The organism is Palleronia marisminoris (assembly GCF_900172315.1).
Lineage (GTDB): Bacteria > Pseudomonadota > Alphaproteobacteria > Rhodobacterales > Rhodobacteraceae > Palleronia > Palleronia marisminoris.
Window position 1 is genome coordinate 20,223 of record NZ_FWFV01000001.1, and the last position, 15,438, is coordinate 35,660.

Consider the following 15,438-nt stretch of genomic DNA (forward strand, 5'->3'; position numbering starts at 1 on the left):
GGGCCAGGTTACCATTGGTTTATAGCTGGTCTTTTCGGCAAGATCACGCCATTCAGAGGCCGTCTCTCGAAACATGAGCGGGACCGTGCTGACCTGATGCGCAGACTGAAGAAAACCGTTTGCATGGTCGGAATGATGGGCGCGGGAAAGACCGCGATCGGATCGGCCGCAGCGCGCGCGCTGGGTGTGCCGTTCCTCGATTCGGATGCCGAAATCGAGCGCGCCTCGAACGCGACGGTGGGCGAGCTGTTCGCCGAATACGGCGAGCCTTTCTTCCGCGAAAAGGAGGCGCAGGTCCTGGCCCGGCTGCTCGATGGCGAACCCTGCATCCTGTCCACCGGCGGCGGCGCTTACCTCTCCGAGGGGAACCGCGCGGCGATCACGTCCCGCGGGGCCGCTTTATGGATCAAGGCCGCGCCGCAGCTTCTTTGGGCGCGGGTGCGCACCAAGAACACGCGCCCGCTGCTCAGGACGAGCGACCCGAAGAAAACCCTCTACGACCTGATCGCTGCACGCGAACCGATCTATGCGCTTGCCGACCTGTCCGTCGAGGCCGAAGCCGGCATGAGCGTCGAGCACATGGCGGAAAAGACCGTCGGGGTGATCGCGACGCGCCCCGACCTGTTGGAGGTGGAATGATGCACGATGTCCGAGTTGAGCTTGGCAGCCGCAGCTACGATGTCCGCATCGGCCCCGGGCTGCTGTCCCGCGCGGGAACCGAGATCGCGCCGCTTCTGCAACGCCCTCGCGTCGCGATCCTGACCGACGAGACCGTGGCAGGGTTGCACCTGGAACCGTTGCAGCAGGCCTTGGCGGCCGAGGGGATCGAAGCCACGGCGCTGACCCTGCCGGCGGGCGAGGCGACAAAGTCCTGGGATCACCTCGGCCGCGCGGTCGAATGGTTGCTGTCGGAACGGATCGAACGGCGCGACATCGTCATCGCGCTCGGCGGCGGAGTGATCGGCGATCTTGCCGGGTTCGCCGCAGCGATCCTGCGCCGGGGCGTGGCCTTCGTGCAGATCCCGACCTCGCTTCTGGCGCAGGTGGACAGCTCGGTCGGGGGCAAGACGGGGGTCAATGCGCGGGCCGGCAAGAACCTGATCGGGGCCTTCCACCAGCCCTCGCTCGTGCTGGCCGATATCGACGTGCTGGGGACGCTGACGCCCCGCGACTTCCTTGCCGGCTATGGCGAGGTGGTGAAATATGGCCTGCTGGGCGACGCAGATTTCTTCGAGTGGCTCGAGGATCACGGCCCCGACATGGCGAGCGGGGATGCGGCGCTGCGCGCCGAGGCGGTGCGCCGGTCGGTGCAGATGAAGGCCGACATCGTTGCCCGCGACGAGACCGAGCAGGGCGATCGCGCGCTTCTGAACCTGGGCCATACGTTTTGCCACGCGCTCGAGGCCGCGACGGGTTACTCGGACCGGCTGCTGCATGGCGAGGGGGTGGCGATCGGCTGCGCGCTGGCCTTCGAGTTGTCCGCGCGCCTTGGCCTCTGCGCGCAGGAGGACCCGAGCAGGGTGCGGGCACATCTGTCGGACATGGGGATGAAGACCGATCTTTCGGATATTCCCGGCGATCTGCCGGATGCGGACGGGCTTCTGGACCTGATGGCGCAGGACAAGAAGGTGCAGGACGGGCAGCTTCGCTTGATCCTCGCGCGGGGGATCGGCGAGGCGTTCGTCACGGCCGACGCTCCGCGCCAGGCAATCCGCGGCGTCCTCTCCGACGCCCTGGCCGCCCGCTGAGTTCGATGCACGTCACCTTCGACGAGGGGCCGCTCGGCACCGGCACCCGGTTCGCCGACCCCGTCCGGCTGATCGAGGCGCACGCGGCCGCCGACGTGCTGCCCGCCTTCGAGGCGATCGAGGCAGAGCGTCGCGCCGGCCGGTGGCTCGCCGGATATGTCAGCTACGAAGCGGGCTACGTCTTCTCGCACAAGCTGGCGCATCTCATGCCGGCGGAACGGGACGTGCCGCTCTTGTCGTTCGGCGTGTTCGAGGGGCCGGAACCGAAGCCGTGCTCCGCATCGGGTGCCGCCAGCCTGACCGACCTCGTCCCGCGATGGAGCGCCGCCCGCTACGAAACCGCCTTCGCGCGCGTGCAGGACTACATCTCGGCCGGAGACATCTACCAGGCGAACCTGACCTTCCCGATCGATGCGCACGTATTGGGGACTCCCGCCGAACTCTACGCCGCACTCGCCGTGCGCCAGCCGGTTCGGCATGGCGCGCTGATCGAGCTTGGCGGTCCGGCAATCCTCTGCCGCTCGCCCGAACTGTTCTTCGACATCGACCCGTCCGGGCTGATCCGCACGCGCCCAATGAAGGGCACTGCACCCCGCGGCGCGACGCCCGAGGCCGATGCGGCGCTTCGCACCGACCTGGCGGAGAGCGAGAAGAACCGCGCCGAGAACCTGATGATCGTGGACCTCCTGCGCAACGATATCGGGCGGATCTCGCAGGTCGGCTCGGTTCGCGTGCCGCGCCTGTTCCATGTCGAGACCTACGAGACGCTCCACCAGATGGTCTCGGATGTTGAGGGGCAGTTGCGGGCCGATATCGGAATCCCCGAGATCTTCGAGGCGCTGTTTCCCTGCGGCTCCATCACCGGGGCGCCCAAGATCCGGGCCATGCAGATCCTGGCCGAGCTCGAGACCGGGCCGCGCGGGGTGTACTGCGGCGCAGTGGGGTGGATCGCGCCGAATGGCGGGATGCGCATGGGAGTCGCGATTCGCACGCTGACCGTCAGGCCGGACGGGCGCGCGCGCCTCGACGTCGGCGGTGGTGTAGTGCACGATTCGACCGGTGCGGGGGAATACGAGGAGGCGCTATGGAAGGCTCGTTTCGCGACGCTCCCGCCGGGCTGAGGGTGATCGAGACCCTGCGACTGTCGCCCTCGGGGCCGGTGCGCGCAGACCGCCACCTTGCGCGGATGGCACGAACCTGCACGGCGCTTGGCTTTCAATTCGATGAGGCCGAGGCCCGCCGGGTCCTCGCCGAAGCGCTAGGCTGCGCGGATCTGCGGGCGCGCCTCACGGTCGGCGCGAATGGCTTGCAGCTGACCTGTGCGCCCCTTTTGCCCATACCGGACGACTGGACGGTCGCCCTCGCCTCGAAGCGTGTGGTCGCCGGCGATCCGTGGCGGGCGGTCAAGACGACCCACCGGGGCATCTATGACGCGGCGCGCAAGGAGATGCCGACGAATGTAGACGAACTGATCTTCCTCAACGACCGGGGTGAGGTCGCGGAAGGCACCATCACGAACGTCTTCGTCGAGCGAGGCGGAAAGCTGGTGACACCGCCCGTTTCGAGCGGGGCGCTGCCGGGTATCCTACGCGAAGAGCTGCTGGATAAGGGTCGTGCGGTCGTGGACGAACTCGCCCCCGACGACCTGCGGCGGGGACGGGTATATTGCGGGAATTCGCTGCGGGGACTGATCCCCGCGCGGCTCGCGGATTAGAACGGGATCTCGTCGTCCATGTCGGAATACCCGCCGCCACCGCCGGACCCACTGCCGCCACGACCCTCATCGTAGCCGCCGCCAGAACGGCCGCCACCGCCACGGTCATCCTCGAAGCCGCCACCGCCGCCGCCACCTTCGCCACGACCGTCGAGCATGGTCAGCGTCGAGGTGTAGGGGCGCAGGACGACCTCGGTCGAATAGCGGTCCTGGCCGCTCTGGTCCTGCCATTTGCGCGTTTCGAGCTGGCCCTCGATATACACCTTCGAGCCCTTCTTCAGATACTGCTCGGCCACGCGGGCCAGCGGCTCCGAGAAGATCGCGACCGAATGCCACTCGGTCCGCTCGCGACGCTCGCCGGTGTTGCGGTCCTTCCAGTTCTCGGACGTGGCGATTCGCAGGTTGCAGACCTTCCCGCCGTTCGAAAACGTCCGCACTTCGGGATCGCGGCCCAGATTTCCGATCAGGATCACCTTGTTCACAGACCCGGCCATGCCGACGCTCCTTCTTCGATTCCGCGGTTCCCGCTTCGTGCCACATATGGCGAGGAAGTAAACAGGGGGCTGCAGCGGGGTGGAAAATTTCTGGGTACCGCTGTAGCGTCCCGCAGGGAAACACCGACGGGGGGCATCTATGATCAGGCAGATAGCGATCTTGGGACTTCTGCTCGCGCCCGGCATGGCCACGGCCGACACGCTGTTCGCGTCGAAGGGGGCGTCCGACTTCAGCGCGAAGCTGGGCGTGATCGACAGGCGCGCGGCGTCACAATACGAGGGTTCGAAGCGGCTTCAGCCGGTGATCAAGGCAGGCCCCGAGCGCGTCACACCCTCTGTCGTGCCCGCCCGCGTCAGCAGCTACCGCGGGACCTACCTGAACGTCGCGCGCCAGGCTGCGCAGCGACACGGGATCCCCGAGGCGATCTTTCTGAACCTCGTGCAGCGCGAAAGCGCCTGGAACCCCGGCGCCATCAGCCACAAGGGGGCCATCGGTCTTGCACAGCTGATGCCCGGGACGGCTCAGCAGATGGGCGTCGACCCGCTCGACCCTGCGCAGAATCTCGAGGGTGGGGCCCGCTACCTTGCCACGCAATACCGCCGGTTCCAGGATTGGAGGCTCGCCCTCGCCGCGTACAATGCCGGGCCGGGCGCGGTGATAGAATATGGCGGTATTCCGCCCTACGCCGAGACCACGGCCTACGTCATCGCCATCCTCGGTCAGTAATCCCCCGAGGCGAGGGTCATTCCCACTCGATCGTGCCCGGAGGCTTCGACGTGATGTCGTAGGTCACCCGGTTGATCCCGCGGACATTGTTGATGATCCGCGTCGCCGTCTCGCCCAGGAAGTCGTGGGCGAACGGATAGTAGTCGGCCGTCATCCCGTCCACGCTGGTGACGGCACGCAGGGCGCAGGCGTAGTCGTAGGTGCGTCCGTCACCCATGACGCCTACGGTGCGGACGGGAAGGATCGCGACGAAGGCCTGCCAGATCTCGTCATAGAGCCCGTGCTTGCGGATCTGGTCGATGAAGATCGCGTCGGCCTCGCGCAGGATCTCGAGCTTGGCGCGAGTGATCTCGCCAGGGCAGCGGATGGCGAGACCGGGCCCGGGGAAGGGATGCCGGCCGATGAAATGGGCAGGCAGACCGAGCTCGCGCCCGAGCGCGCGAACCTCGTCCTTGAAGAGTTCGCGCAGCGGCTCGACCAGCTTCATTCCCATCTTTTCAGGAAGGCCGCCAACATTGTGGTGGCTCTTGATGGTCACGCTCGGCCCGCCAGAGAAGCTGACGCTTTCGATCACGTCCGGGTAGAGCGTGCCCTGTGCCAGGAAGTCCGCGCCGCCGATGGCATGGGCGTGCTTCTCGAACACGTCGATGAAGAGCTTGCCGATTGTCTTGCGCTTCTGCTCGGGGTCGCTGACCCCTTCAAGCGCGGTCAGGAACAGGTCGCTTTCATCCGCATGGATGACCGACAGGTTCATGTGGTCGCGGAACATCTCGACGACTTCCTGCGCCTCGTTCTTCCGCAGCAACCCGTGGTCGACGAAGACGCAGGTGAGCTGGTCGCCGATCGCCTCGTGGATCAGCGCCGCCGTGACCGATGAATCGACCCCGCCGGACAGCGCGCAAAGCACGCGCGCATCACCGACCTGGTCACGGATCGCCTGCACGGCCTGGTCGCGATAGGCCTGCATCGTCCAGTCGCCGGTGAAGCCGGCAAGCGCGCAGAAGTTCTCGAAAAGCTTGGGACCGTTCGGGGTGTGGTGCACCTCGGGGTGGAACTGGGTTGCGAAGAAGCGTCGCGAGGGATCGGCCACGACGGCAAACGGGGCTCCGGGCGACGTCGCATAGGGCGCGAAGCCGGGGGCAAGGCGCGAGACGTGATCGCCGTGACTCATCCAGACCTGTTCGCGATGTCCCTGGAACCAGCCGTTGAAGAGCTCGAGCCGGTCATCGCCGGGTTCGAGGTAGGCGCGACCGAACTCGGCCGAGCCTTGCGTGCGCACCACCTCGCCGCCCAGCATGTGCATCATCACCTGCTGGCCATAGCAGATGCCGAGGACCGGAACGCCCAGCTCGAAGACCTTGGCGGGCGGCTTCGGGCTGCCCTCGTCCGGGACGCTCGCCGGCCCGCCCGAGAGGATTACTGCGCGGGGGGCGAACTCATCGAGAAACGCCTCATCGACGGCGTTGAACGGGTGGATCTCGCAATACACGCTGATTTCACGCAGGCGACGCGCGATAAGCTGCGTCACCTGGCTGCCGAAATCGATGATGAGAAGCTTCTGGTGGTCGGCCTGGTGGGCCGGTTCGATCGGTGCGTCTGTCATGGGCTGCCGATAGCGCCACGGGCCGGCGCACGCAAGCACCCGAGCGCCAGAGCAAGAAAGGAGGTTTCGGCGCGGGATTGCCCTGGTAGCCCCGCGCCTCGACCTACAGCGCAGGGCCGGTCGTGCGTCGCGGTCATCGACTAGGCAGCCTGTACCGCAAGCCGAACCTGCTCCGGTAACCTTAACAGCCGATTGACGGGGACGCCTGTTCGAGCGTCCCCGTCATTCATTTCGGAAGTTTCCGCCGCTCAGGCCTTCTTGGCTTCGCGCTTGCGCTCGTGCGGGTCGAGATGGCGCTTGCGCAGGCGGATCGCGTTCGGGGTGACCTCGACGAGTTCGTCGTCGTCGATATAGGCGATCGCCTGCTCTAGGCTCATCCGGACCGGCGTCGTCAGGCGGACCGCTTCATCGGTGCCGCTGGCGCGCACGTTGGTCAGCTGCTTGCCCTTCAGCGGGTTGATCTCGAGGTCGTTGTCGCGGCTGTGCTCGCCCAGGATCATGCCCTGGTAGACCGCTTCCTGCGCCCCGATGAAGAACTTGCCCCGATCCTCGAGCTTCCACAGCGCATAGGCGACCGAGGTGCCGCTTTCCATCGAGATCAGCACGCCCTGCCGACGGCCCGGGATCGGCCCCCGGTGCGGCTGCCAGGAATGGAAGACGCGGTTCAGGATGCCGGTGCCGCGCGTGTCGGTCAGGAACTCGCCGTGATAGCCGATCAGGCCGCGCGACGGAATCAGCGCCACGATCCGTGTCTTGCCCGCGCCAGCCTGCTTCATCTCGACCAGATCGCCCTTGCGGGGGCCTGTCAGCTTCTCGATCACCGCGCCGGAATACTCGTCGTCCACGTCGATCGTGGCTTCTTCGATCGGCTCGTGCACCTTTCCGTCGATCTCGCGCAACAGCACCTGCGGGCGGGAGATCGAAAGCTCGAATCCCTCGCGACGCATGTTCTCGATCAGAACGCCCATCTGCAATTCGCCACGGCCCGAGACAACGAAGGCTTCGCCGCCCTCGGTGTCCTCGACCCGGATCGCCACGTTCGACTCGGCTTCGGTCATCAAGCGGTCGCGGATCACCCGTGACTGGACCTTCTTGCCGTCGCGCCCTGCCAGCGGACTGTCGTTGATGCCGAAGGTGACCGAGATCGTCGGCGGATCGATCGGCTGCGCATGAAGCGGCTCGTCCACGGCCAGCGCGCAGATCGTGTCCGCCACGGTCGCCTTCTGCATGCCCGAAATCGTGATGATGTCGCCCGCCGCCGCCTCTTCGATATCTGTATATTCGACGCCACGGAAGGCGCGGATGCGGCTGACGCGGAACTGCTCGATGAGCTGGCCCTGGCGGGACAGCGCCTTGACCGTCGCGCCGGCTTTCAGCTTGCCCGACTCCACCCGGCCCGTCAGCAACCGACCAAGGAACGGGTCGGCCGAAAGGGTCGTGGCGAGCATGCGGAAGTCTTCGTTCTTCCGCGACTGCTGCCGCGGGGGCGGCACGTGGCGGACGATGAGGTTATACAGCGCGTCGAGGCCCTTGCGCGGCCCGTCCAGCTCGGAATCGGCCCAGCCAGAGCGGCCGCTGGCATAGAGATGCGGGAAGTCGAGTTGGTCCTCGTCCGCGTCGAGCGACGCGAAGAGGTCGAACACCTCGTCGAGGGCCCGGTCGGGCTCGGCGTCGGGCTTGTCGACCTTGTTGAGCACCACGATCGGACGCAGGCCGAGGGCGAGGGCCTTCGACGTCACGAATTTGGTCTGCGGCATCGGCCCTTCGGCCGCGTCCACAAGCAGGACCACACCATCGACCATCGACAGGATACGCTCGACCTCACCGCCGAAATCGGCGTGGCCGGGCGTGTCGACGATGTTGATGCGGGTGTCTTTCCACACGACGCTCGTGTTCTTGGCGAGGATCGTGATGCCGCGCTCGCGTTCCAGGTCGTTGGAGTCCATCGCGCGCTCGACCACCTGCTGGTTCTCGCGATAGACGCCCGACTGCTTGAGCAGTTCGTCCACGAGGGTCGTCTTGCCGTGATCGACGTGGGCGATGATGGCGATATTGCGCAGATCCATAAAGCGTCCTTTTCCGAAGGTCGCCGGCGCATTACCCTGCGCCCGCTCCGATGGGAAGCGGGAAAGCCTCGCGTTACCGTGCGTCCCGGCTTTCGCGGCGTCAATGAGCCGCCGTGCCGGAGAAGACCTGAATGACCACGATGCCCGACAGAATGAGGGCCATCCCGATCACCGCGGGCAAATCCAGTGGCTGGCGGAACACCAGCCATCCGATCACCGCGATAAAGAGGATGCCCAGCCCGGACCAGATCGCATAGGCCACGCCAACCGGAATGGTCCGCAGGACATGCGCCAGGAACCAGAAGGCCAGCCCGTAGCCGATCACGACCAGAACCGAGGGCAGGGGGCGCGTGAATTGCTGGCTGGCTTGCAGGGCGGAGGTGCCGATCGTTTCTGCAATTACCGCAAGGACGAGATACACATAAGCCATGGCGCGCTCCTTCAGGTTGCGACGTAGCGGTCGCGCCGGTGGTTGATTGCGATCACGAAGTTCAGAACCACCGCGCCCAGCAACGACCACAGCACGATCGTCCATGGAAAGAGGAAGGCGGCGGCGCTGAAGAGGACAAGGTCGAACAGCAACTGCACGTGACCCGCGCGGAACCCCGACGTGTCTTGTATGAGCAGAGCCACCACACCGACACCGCCGAGCGATCCGCCGTGGCGGAACAGGGCAAGCAGGCCCGCGCCAGTGAGGGCTCCGAAAATCACTGCGCCGAGGCCCGGGTTGAGTCGCTCGATCGCGAAGCCCGCTGGAAGAAGTTCGGTCAGCACCGACAGGATCGTGACGGAAATCAAACTCTTGGCGGTGAAGATCGGCCCCAGGCGGCGCCAGGCCAACCAGTAGAATGGAAGGTTTATCACGAAGAAGACCAAGCCGAAGGACCACCCCGACAGGTACGAGATTACAACGGCCAGCCCCGCTGTCTGGCCGGTGATCAGCCCGCAGAAGGTCAGGATATGCAATCCCACGGCACATGTGAATGTGCCGAAGGCGATGCCTTGCGCATCATCGAAGAAGCTGTGCTGAGAGGGTTCGGACATGCGTCCTTCTTGCGCCTGCAGCATGGATCGGCAAGCCCCCGGGCTGTGACCTTGAAAGGGACATGGGCCGTCGTGACAGCTTTGAGAAAGGGACGCACCGGCGAGGGCCGATGCGCCGCCAAGCGATCGTCAGCCGAGCGCCTTCTGCAGGTTCGCGTCCACCTTGTCCAGGAACCCTTGCGTCGTCAGCCAGCGCTGATCCGGGCCGACCAGCAGAGCCAGGTCCTTCGTCATGTCGCCGGATTCGACGGTATCGACGACCGTCTTCTCCAGCTTTTCGGCGAAGGTCATCAGCTCGGCATTGTCATCCAGCTTGGCGCGGTGGCGCAGGCCGCCGGTCCAAGCGAAGATCGAAGCGACCGAGTTGGTCGAGGTCTGCTTACCCTCCTGATGCTGGCGGAAGTGACGGGTGACGGTGCCGTGCGCCGCCTCCGATTCCACGATCTTCCCGTCCGGCGTCATCAGGCGCGAGGTCATCAGGCCCAGAGACCCGAAGCCCTGCGCGACGGTGTCGGACTGCACGTCGCCGTCGTAGTTCTTGCAGGCCCAGACATAGCCGCCAGACCACTTCATCGAGGACGCGACCATGTCGTCGATCAGCCGATGCTCGTAATAGATGCCCGCCTCTTCGAACTGGTCCTTGAACTCGGCGTCGAAGATCTCCTGGAACAGGATCATGAAGCGGCCGTCATAGGTCTTCAGGATCGTGTTCTTGGTCGAAAGATAGACCGGGTAGCCGCGGTTCAGGCCGTAGTTGAACGAGGCGCGGGCGAAGTCGCGGATCGAGTCGTCGAGGTTGTACATCCCCATGAACACCCCGGCCGAGGGGGCCTTGTAGACCTCTTCCTCGATCTCGGTGCCGTCCTCGCCCACGAACTTCATCGTCAGCGTGCCGGGGCCGGGGAACTTCATGTCGGTGGCGCGGTACTGGTCACCGAAGGCATGGCGACCGATGATGATCGGCTCGGTCCAGCCGGGCACGAGGCGCGGCACGTTCGAGCAGATGATCGGCTCTCGGAAGACCACGCCGCCCAGGATGTTGCGGATCGTGCCGTTCGGGCTGCGCCACATCTTCTTGAGGTTGAACTCTTCCACGCGGGCCTCGTCGGGCGTGATCGTGGCGCATTTCACGCCGCAGCCGACCTCCTTGATCTTCTCGGCGGCGTCCACGGTGATCTGGTCGTCGGTCCGGTCCCGCTCTTCCATGCCGAGGTCGTAGTAGAGCAGATCGACGTCCAGATACGGCAGGATGAGCTTCTGCTTGATGAAATCCCAGATGATCCGGGTCATCTCGTCTCCGTCGAGCTCGACGATGGGGTTCTCGACCTTGATCTTCGACATGCTGGATCCTGTCAGTCTGATGGTGGCGGGCGCCCCGCGTTCGGGGCACCCTAAGCGCAACGCGTTAAGCGATGATGTCGTTCAGCGTGTTCGACGGACGCATGACCGCGGATTTCTTGTCGTCGTCCGGGTGGAAATAGCCCGCGATATCGACGGACTTGCCCTGCGCGCCGTGTAGCTCGCCGATGATATCGGCCTCCTTCGCGGCCAGCGCTTCGGCCACCGGCTTGAACTCGGCTGCGAGGTCCGCGTCCTTGTCCTGCGACGCCAGCGCCTCGGCCCAGTAGCGGGCGAACCAGTAGTGGCTGTCGCGGTTGTCAGGCTCGCCCGTCTTGCGCGAGGGCGAGCGATCGTGGTCCAGCACGCCTTGCGTCGCGGCTTCGACCGCCTCGCCCAGGACGCGCGCCTTGGCATTGTCACGGCTTTCGCCCAGGAACTTCAGGCTCTCGGCCAAGGCGCAGAACTCGCCCAAGCTATCCCAGCGCAGGTGGTTTTCCTCGACCAGCTGCTGCACATGCTTGGGGGCCGAGCCGCCGGCGCCGGTTTCGAACAGGCCGCCGCCCTGCATCAGCTTCACGATCGACAGCATCTTGGCCGAGGTGCCAAGCTCGAGGATCGGGAAGAGGTCGGTCAGGTAGTCGCGCAGCACGTTGCCGGTGATCGCGATCGACGTCTTGCCCTCGCGGATCGTCTCGAAGGTCCGGCGGGTCGCCTCGCGCGGGGCCATGATGGCGAAATTGTCCGCGACGCCACGGGCTTCGAGGATCGGCGTCACGTACTCGATCAGCTGCGCGTCGTGCGGGCGGTCTGCATCGAGCCAGAAGATCGCCTCGCAGCCTTCGGCCTTCTGACGCTCGATGGCCAGCGCCACCCAATCCTCGATCGGCGCCTTCTTGACGGTGCAGGCGCGCCAGATGTCGCCGGCCTCGACCGCATGCTCGTGCAGCACGTCGCCATTGGACGCGATCACCCGGACGGTGCCGGCCGTCGGGATCTCGAACGTCGTCGGGTGCGAGCCGTATTCCTCGGCCTTCTGGGCCATCAGGCCGATATTCTGCACCGTGCCGGCCGTCGAAGGATCAAGGGCGCCCGTCTCCTTGAAGTAGGCGATCGTCTCGTCATAGACCGGTGCGTAGGTGTCGTCGGGGATGACGCAGGTGGTGTCGTGCTGCGCGTCGTCCGGGCCCCAGCCCTTGCCCCCGTCCCGGATCAGCGCGGGAATAGAGGCGTCGATGATGACGTCCGACGGGACGTGCAGGTTGGTGATGCCCTTTGCGCTGTTCACCATGTACATCGGGGGCCGCTCGACCATGACCTTCTCGATCTCGGCCTTGATCTCGGGCTTGTTCTCGATCTTGGCGTAAAGCGCGCCGAGGCCGCCATTCGGGTCGACGCCGGCAGCCTTCAATTCGTCGCCATATTTATCGAAGACGGGCTTGAGGAAGGTCTTGACCGCATGGCCGAAGATGATCGGGTCCGAGACCTTCATCATCGTCGCCTTGAGGTGCAGCGAGAACAGCGTGCCGTCCTCCTTTGTCTTCGCGATCTCGTCGGCGAGGAACGCGTCGAGCTTGCTGGCGGACATGAAGGTCGCGTCGAGGACGGTGCCCTCGTGCAGCTGGACGCCGTCCTTCAGCACCGTCTCGGTCCCGCCATCGGCGGTCAGGACGATCTTCGCGGGCCCAGCCTGATCGGCGGACAGCGTCATGGATTTCTCGTTCGAGCGGAAGTCGCCGCCGGACATCGAGGCCACGCGGGTCTTCGAGTCGCTCTTCCATTCGCCCATGCGGTGGGGGTTGTTCTGGGCGAACTTCTTGACCGCGTTCGCGGCGCGGCGGTCCGAGTTGCCCTCGCGCAGGACGGGGTTCACCGCCGAACCCTTGATCGCGTCGTAGCGGGCGCGGGCGTCCTTTTCGGCGTCGGTCCCGGGCTCGTGCGGGTAGTCGGGCAGGTCGTAGCCCTGCGCCTGAAGCTCCTTGATCGCAGCTTCGAGCTGCGGCGTGGAAGCCGAGATGTTCGGTAGCTTGATCACGTTGGCCTCGGGCGTCTTCACCCACTCGCCGAGCCACGCCAAGTCGTCGCGAACCTCGCCTTTCTGACGGTCGGGGAAAGCCGCCAGGATGCGGCCGGCCAGCGAGATGTCGCGCGTCTCGATCGTGATGCCGGCAGCCTTGGCGAAGCGGCGGATGATCGGCAGCAGCGAGGCGCTCGCCAGTTCGGGGGCCTCGTCGACGGTGGTGTAGACGATATCGGGAGTCTCGGACATGGAAGCCTCTCGGAAAGGTCGTTTGGGGTTACCCGCCTGTTAGACGATAGCCGCTTCGGCGGAAAGGGAAACTTTGTATGCCGCTGTATACTGGTATGAGCGGTTGCCGAGCCGTGCGGAACCGCCGAGCGGCGCACAGGTTGGCAGGACAACGTCATCAACAGTTCTCGGAGCCACGAAAATGGACATCATCCGCATCATCCTGTCGATCCTCCTGCCGCCGGTCGGCGTCTTTCTGCAGGTCGGGCTGGGCCTGCAGTTCTGGATCAACATCCTGCTGACCCTGCTTGGCTACATCCCCGGCGTCATCCACGCGATCTGGATCATCGCGCGACGCTGAGCGCGCACAACACGTCTATCGTCCTGCGCAATCGACCGCGCCTCCGGTATCCCTTAGATCGGCGGCGAATGCATTGATATCAGAGGAATCCATGGCCAACCCGAAAATCATCGTCCTGTTCTACTCCACCTACGGCACGAACCATAAGGTCGCCCTGAAGGCCGCCGAAGCGGCCGAAGCGGCAGGCGCCGAGGTCCGGCTGCGCAGGATTCGCGAGACTGCGCCGCAAGAGGTCATCGACGGCCAGGAGGCCTGGAAAGCGCAGCAGGAGCGCATGGCCGACATCCCCGAGGCGACGCCCGACGACATGGCCTGGGCCGACGGCATATTCGTCTCCGCTCCCACGCGGTTCGGGGTGGTCTCGAGCCAGGTGCGCGCCTTCTTCGACACGATGGGACCGCTGTGGCAGGAGGGCAAGCTGGTCAACAAGACGATCACGGCGACCACTTCGGCCCAGACCCAGCATGGCGGGCACGAGACCACGTTCCTGTCGATCTACATCACCGCGATGCACTGGGGCTGCATCATCGTCGCGCCCGGTTATTCAGACGGCATCAAGTTCGAGGACGGCGGCAACCCCTACGGCTTCTCGATGGCCGCCGGCGAATGGGGCGAGACGGGCGAGAAGAGCGTCGCGTTCCAGGCAACCCGGCTGGTCGAGATCACCAAGAAGATCGTCGGCTGAGACTAGAACTCGACGACAAGGCGGCGGCGCGTCTGACGTGCCGCCGTCCACCTGTTCAGACCACGGCGCGCAGGGATTTCTCGATCTGCCCGCCGCACCAGAGGTCGCCATGTTCAGCCTCGGCCAGTCGAAGCAAGGCGGCCTGTTCGGGCCGTTCGGCGAGCCGGTTCGACAGGGCAGCGATCGCCGGTGCGTTCTCGTCGAGCATCGGGCGCAGCGCGGGGAGCTTCTCGGTCATCACGCCCCACAGGTTCAACACCACGATATCGGCGACGCCCGGCGCTTCGGTGCCGAGCATGTGGCCGCTCTCTGGCGTCAATCCGTGGCGGCGCCCGGTCTCCTCGAATATCCGCATCCAGCGGGCGAGGCGGGGAAGGTAGCCGTCCCACGCCTCCTGCGTCCACATCTGCGCGCCGTTGTGCAGCGTGATCTCGTAGAGCACGTCATTGGCGTCCGCGACGATCTTGTCCGTCAGCGCTGCGCGCGCCTGGTCAGACGGCATACGGTCGTGCTTGCGCCCCAGGTACCCGAGTATCGCCGGCAACTGCGACAGGGACAGATCGGCCGCATGGTCGGTAACGACCGGGGGCGCCATGTGCGGCACCGGCTGGGACTGCGGGTCATCCCGCATCAGCGCAGAGACGTCCTCGGGCGGGCGCTCGTCCCAGGACGAATCCGTCAGCGCCATGAGCGACTTGATGAACGCACCGCGGAACGGCAGCGGCCAGTAGTGGAGCGTGTAGTCGGCCATCGGGGCATCCCTTGTGGGTGATGCCTCAAGCGTAGGAGTAGGGGCCGCCCTTGGCCAGCGCGGCCTGGTAGGCCGGCCGCGCCTGGATCGTGTCCAACCAAGCCATCGTGGCGGGGCGGCTGCTATCCAGACCGGCGCGCGAGCGTGCGGCTTCGAGCGGGAAACTCATCATCACGTCAACCGCGCTGATCTCCTCGCCGGCAAACCACGGCCGCTGCGAGAGCTCGCTTTCGACATAGTCGAGATGAACGTCGATCATCGGCTGCACCCGCCGCATCGCCGCCCGACCGAACAGGGGCACCCTCGACATCGCCAGCCGCAGCAGAAGCGGCGGCATCATCGACCCCTCGGCGTAGTGCATCCAGAAGCGGAAGCGCAGCCCGTCCTCGTCATCCATCGGCGCGCCGAGCGTGCCGCCGGCGCGGTCCACGAGGTAGGACAGGATCGCCCCGGACTCGGCGACCACCAGACCCGTCTCGCGATCCTCGATGATCGGCGACTTGCCCAGGGGATGGACGCGCTTCAGCTCGTCCGGCGCGAGCATTGTGCGCTTGTCACGCTCGTAGCGCTTCACCTCGTAGGGCAGGCCCAGCTCTTCCAGCATCCACAGCACGCGCTGCGAGCGGGAGTTCTCGAGGTGGTGGACGATGATCGTCATG

16 protein-coding genes are annotated in these 15,438 nt (G+C 65.6%); 7 read left to right on the plus strand and 9 right to left on the minus strand.

Annotation, left to right across the window (positions count from 1 at the left end; translation table 11 throughout):
• Positions 1 to 42 precede the first annotated feature (42 nt).
• Genes PAM7066_RS00120 through PAM7066_RS00135 form a run of 4 tightly spaced genes read left to right on the plus strand, consistent with a single transcriptional unit; the run spans position 43 to position 3,462 of the window.
• Positions 43 to 639: a shikimate kinase gene (locus tag PAM7066_RS00120; protein ID WP_276326053.1), complete on the plus strand. Its 597-nt coding sequence runs from the start codon at positions 43 to 45 to the stop codon at positions 637 to 639.
• Positions 636 to 1,748: a 3-dehydroquinate synthase gene (gene aroB, locus PAM7066_RS00125; protein WP_085852102.1), complete on the plus strand. Its 1,113-nt coding sequence runs from the start codon at positions 636 to 638 to the stop codon at positions 1,746 to 1,748. The genes PAM7066_RS00120 and aroB overlap by 4 nt, the downstream gene beginning before the upstream one ends.
• Before the next feature lie 5 nt (positions 1,749 to 1,753).
• The gene (locus PAM7066_RS00130) at positions 1,754 to 2,869 is read left to right on the plus strand and encodes an aminodeoxychorismate synthase component I (RefSeq protein WP_085852103.1); all 1,116 of its coding nucleotides are present in this window, start codon (positions 1,754 to 1,756) and stop codon (positions 2,867 to 2,869) included.
• A complete protein-coding gene (locus tag PAM7066_RS00135; RefSeq protein WP_085852104.1) occupies positions 2,833 to 3,462 on the plus strand; it encodes an aminotransferase class IV in 630 nt (209 codons plus the stop codon). Before PAM7066_RS00130 ends, PAM7066_RS00135 begins: the two co-directional genes overlap by 37 nt.
• Here PAM7066_RS00135 and ssb read toward each other — a convergent pair.
• On the minus strand, positions 3,459 to 3,956 hold the full coding sequence (gene ssb / locus PAM7066_RS00140; protein WP_085852105.1) for a single-stranded DNA-binding protein: 498 nt from the start codon (positions 3,954 to 3,956) through the stop codon (positions 3,459 to 3,461). The two genes, PAM7066_RS00135 and ssb, sit on opposite strands and share 4 nt — an antisense overlap.
• Before the next feature lie 139 nt (positions 3,957 to 4,095).
• Between ssb and PAM7066_RS00145 the strand changes: the two genes are divergently transcribed.
• Positions 4,096 to 4,683, plus strand: coding sequence for a lytic transglycosylase domain-containing protein (locus tag PAM7066_RS00145; protein WP_085852106.1), 588 nt, complete (start codon positions 4,096 to 4,098; stop codon positions 4,681 to 4,683).
• A gap of 16 nt (positions 4,684 to 4,699) precedes the next feature.
• Here the strand turns inward: PAM7066_RS00145 and guaA are convergent, their stop codons facing one another.
• From guaA to PAM7066_RS00175, 6 genes are all read right to left on the minus strand, one after another.
• The gene (gene guaA, locus PAM7066_RS00150) at positions 4,700 to 6,286 is read right to left on the minus strand and encodes a glutamine-hydrolyzing GMP synthase (protein ID WP_085852107.1); all 1,587 of its coding nucleotides are present in this window, start codon (positions 6,284 to 6,286) and stop codon (positions 4,700 to 4,702) included.
• 248 nt (positions 6,287 to 6,534) lie between these two features.
• Complete coding sequence (typA, locus tag PAM7066_RS00155) at positions 6,535 to 8,352, minus strand: translational GTPase TypA (RefSeq protein WP_085852108.1); 1,818 nt, start codon at positions 8,350 to 8,352, stop codon at positions 6,535 to 6,537.
• A gap of 100 nt (positions 8,353 to 8,452) precedes the next feature.
• Positions 8,453 to 8,782 (minus strand): DMT family transporter, encoded by a 330-nt coding sequence (locus PAM7066_RS00160; RefSeq protein ID WP_085852109.1) that lies wholly within the window; start codon positions 8,780 to 8,782, stop codon positions 8,453 to 8,455.
• 11 nt (positions 8,783 to 8,793) lie between these two features.
• Complete coding sequence (locus tag PAM7066_RS00165; protein WP_085852110.1) at positions 8,794 to 9,396, minus strand: YitT family protein; 603 nt, start codon at positions 9,394 to 9,396, stop codon at positions 8,794 to 8,796.
• Between the two features lie 129 nt (positions 9,397 to 9,525).
• A complete protein-coding gene (locus PAM7066_RS00170) occupies positions 9,526 to 10,737 on the minus strand; it encodes an NADP-dependent isocitrate dehydrogenase (RefSeq protein ID WP_085852111.1) in 1,212 nt (403 codons plus the stop codon).
• Positions 10,738 to 10,801: 64 nt separating this feature from the next.
• Positions 10,802 to 13,003, minus strand: a complete 2,202-nt coding sequence (locus PAM7066_RS00175) for an NADP-dependent isocitrate dehydrogenase (RefSeq protein WP_085852112.1) — start codon at positions 13,001 to 13,003, stop codon at positions 10,802 to 10,804.
• 181 nt (positions 13,004 to 13,184) lie between these two features.
• Between PAM7066_RS00175 and PAM7066_RS00180 the strand changes: the two genes are divergently transcribed.
• Together PAM7066_RS00180 and wrbA are read left to right on the plus strand one after the other, a co-directional pair.
• Complete coding sequence (locus PAM7066_RS00180) at positions 13,185 to 13,343, plus strand: YqaE/Pmp3 family membrane protein (protein WP_085852113.1); 159 nt, start codon at positions 13,185 to 13,187, stop codon at positions 13,341 to 13,343.
• A gap of 91 nt (positions 13,344 to 13,434) precedes the next feature.
• Positions 13,435 to 14,028 carry an NAD(P)H:quinone oxidoreductase gene (wrbA, locus tag PAM7066_RS00185; protein ID WP_085852114.1) on the plus strand — a complete coding sequence of 198 codons (594 nt, stop codon included), beginning with the start codon at positions 13,435 to 13,437 and terminating at the stop codon, positions 14,026 to 14,028.
• Positions 14,029 to 14,083: 55 nt separating this feature from the next.
• Here wrbA and gst read toward each other — a convergent pair whose 3' ends face one another.
• The gene (gene gst / locus PAM7066_RS00190) at positions 14,084 to 14,779 is read right to left on the minus strand and encodes a glutathione transferase, Atu5508 family (protein ID WP_085852115.1); all 696 of its coding nucleotides are present in this window, start codon (positions 14,777 to 14,779) and stop codon (positions 14,084 to 14,086) included.
• Positions 14,780 to 14,804: 25 nt separating this feature from the next.
• A complete protein-coding gene (locus PAM7066_RS00195; RefSeq protein ID WP_085852116.1) occupies positions 14,805 to 15,437 on the minus strand; it encodes a glutathione S-transferase family protein in 633 nt (210 codons plus the stop codon).
• Between the last annotated feature and the right edge of the window lies 1 nt (position 15,438).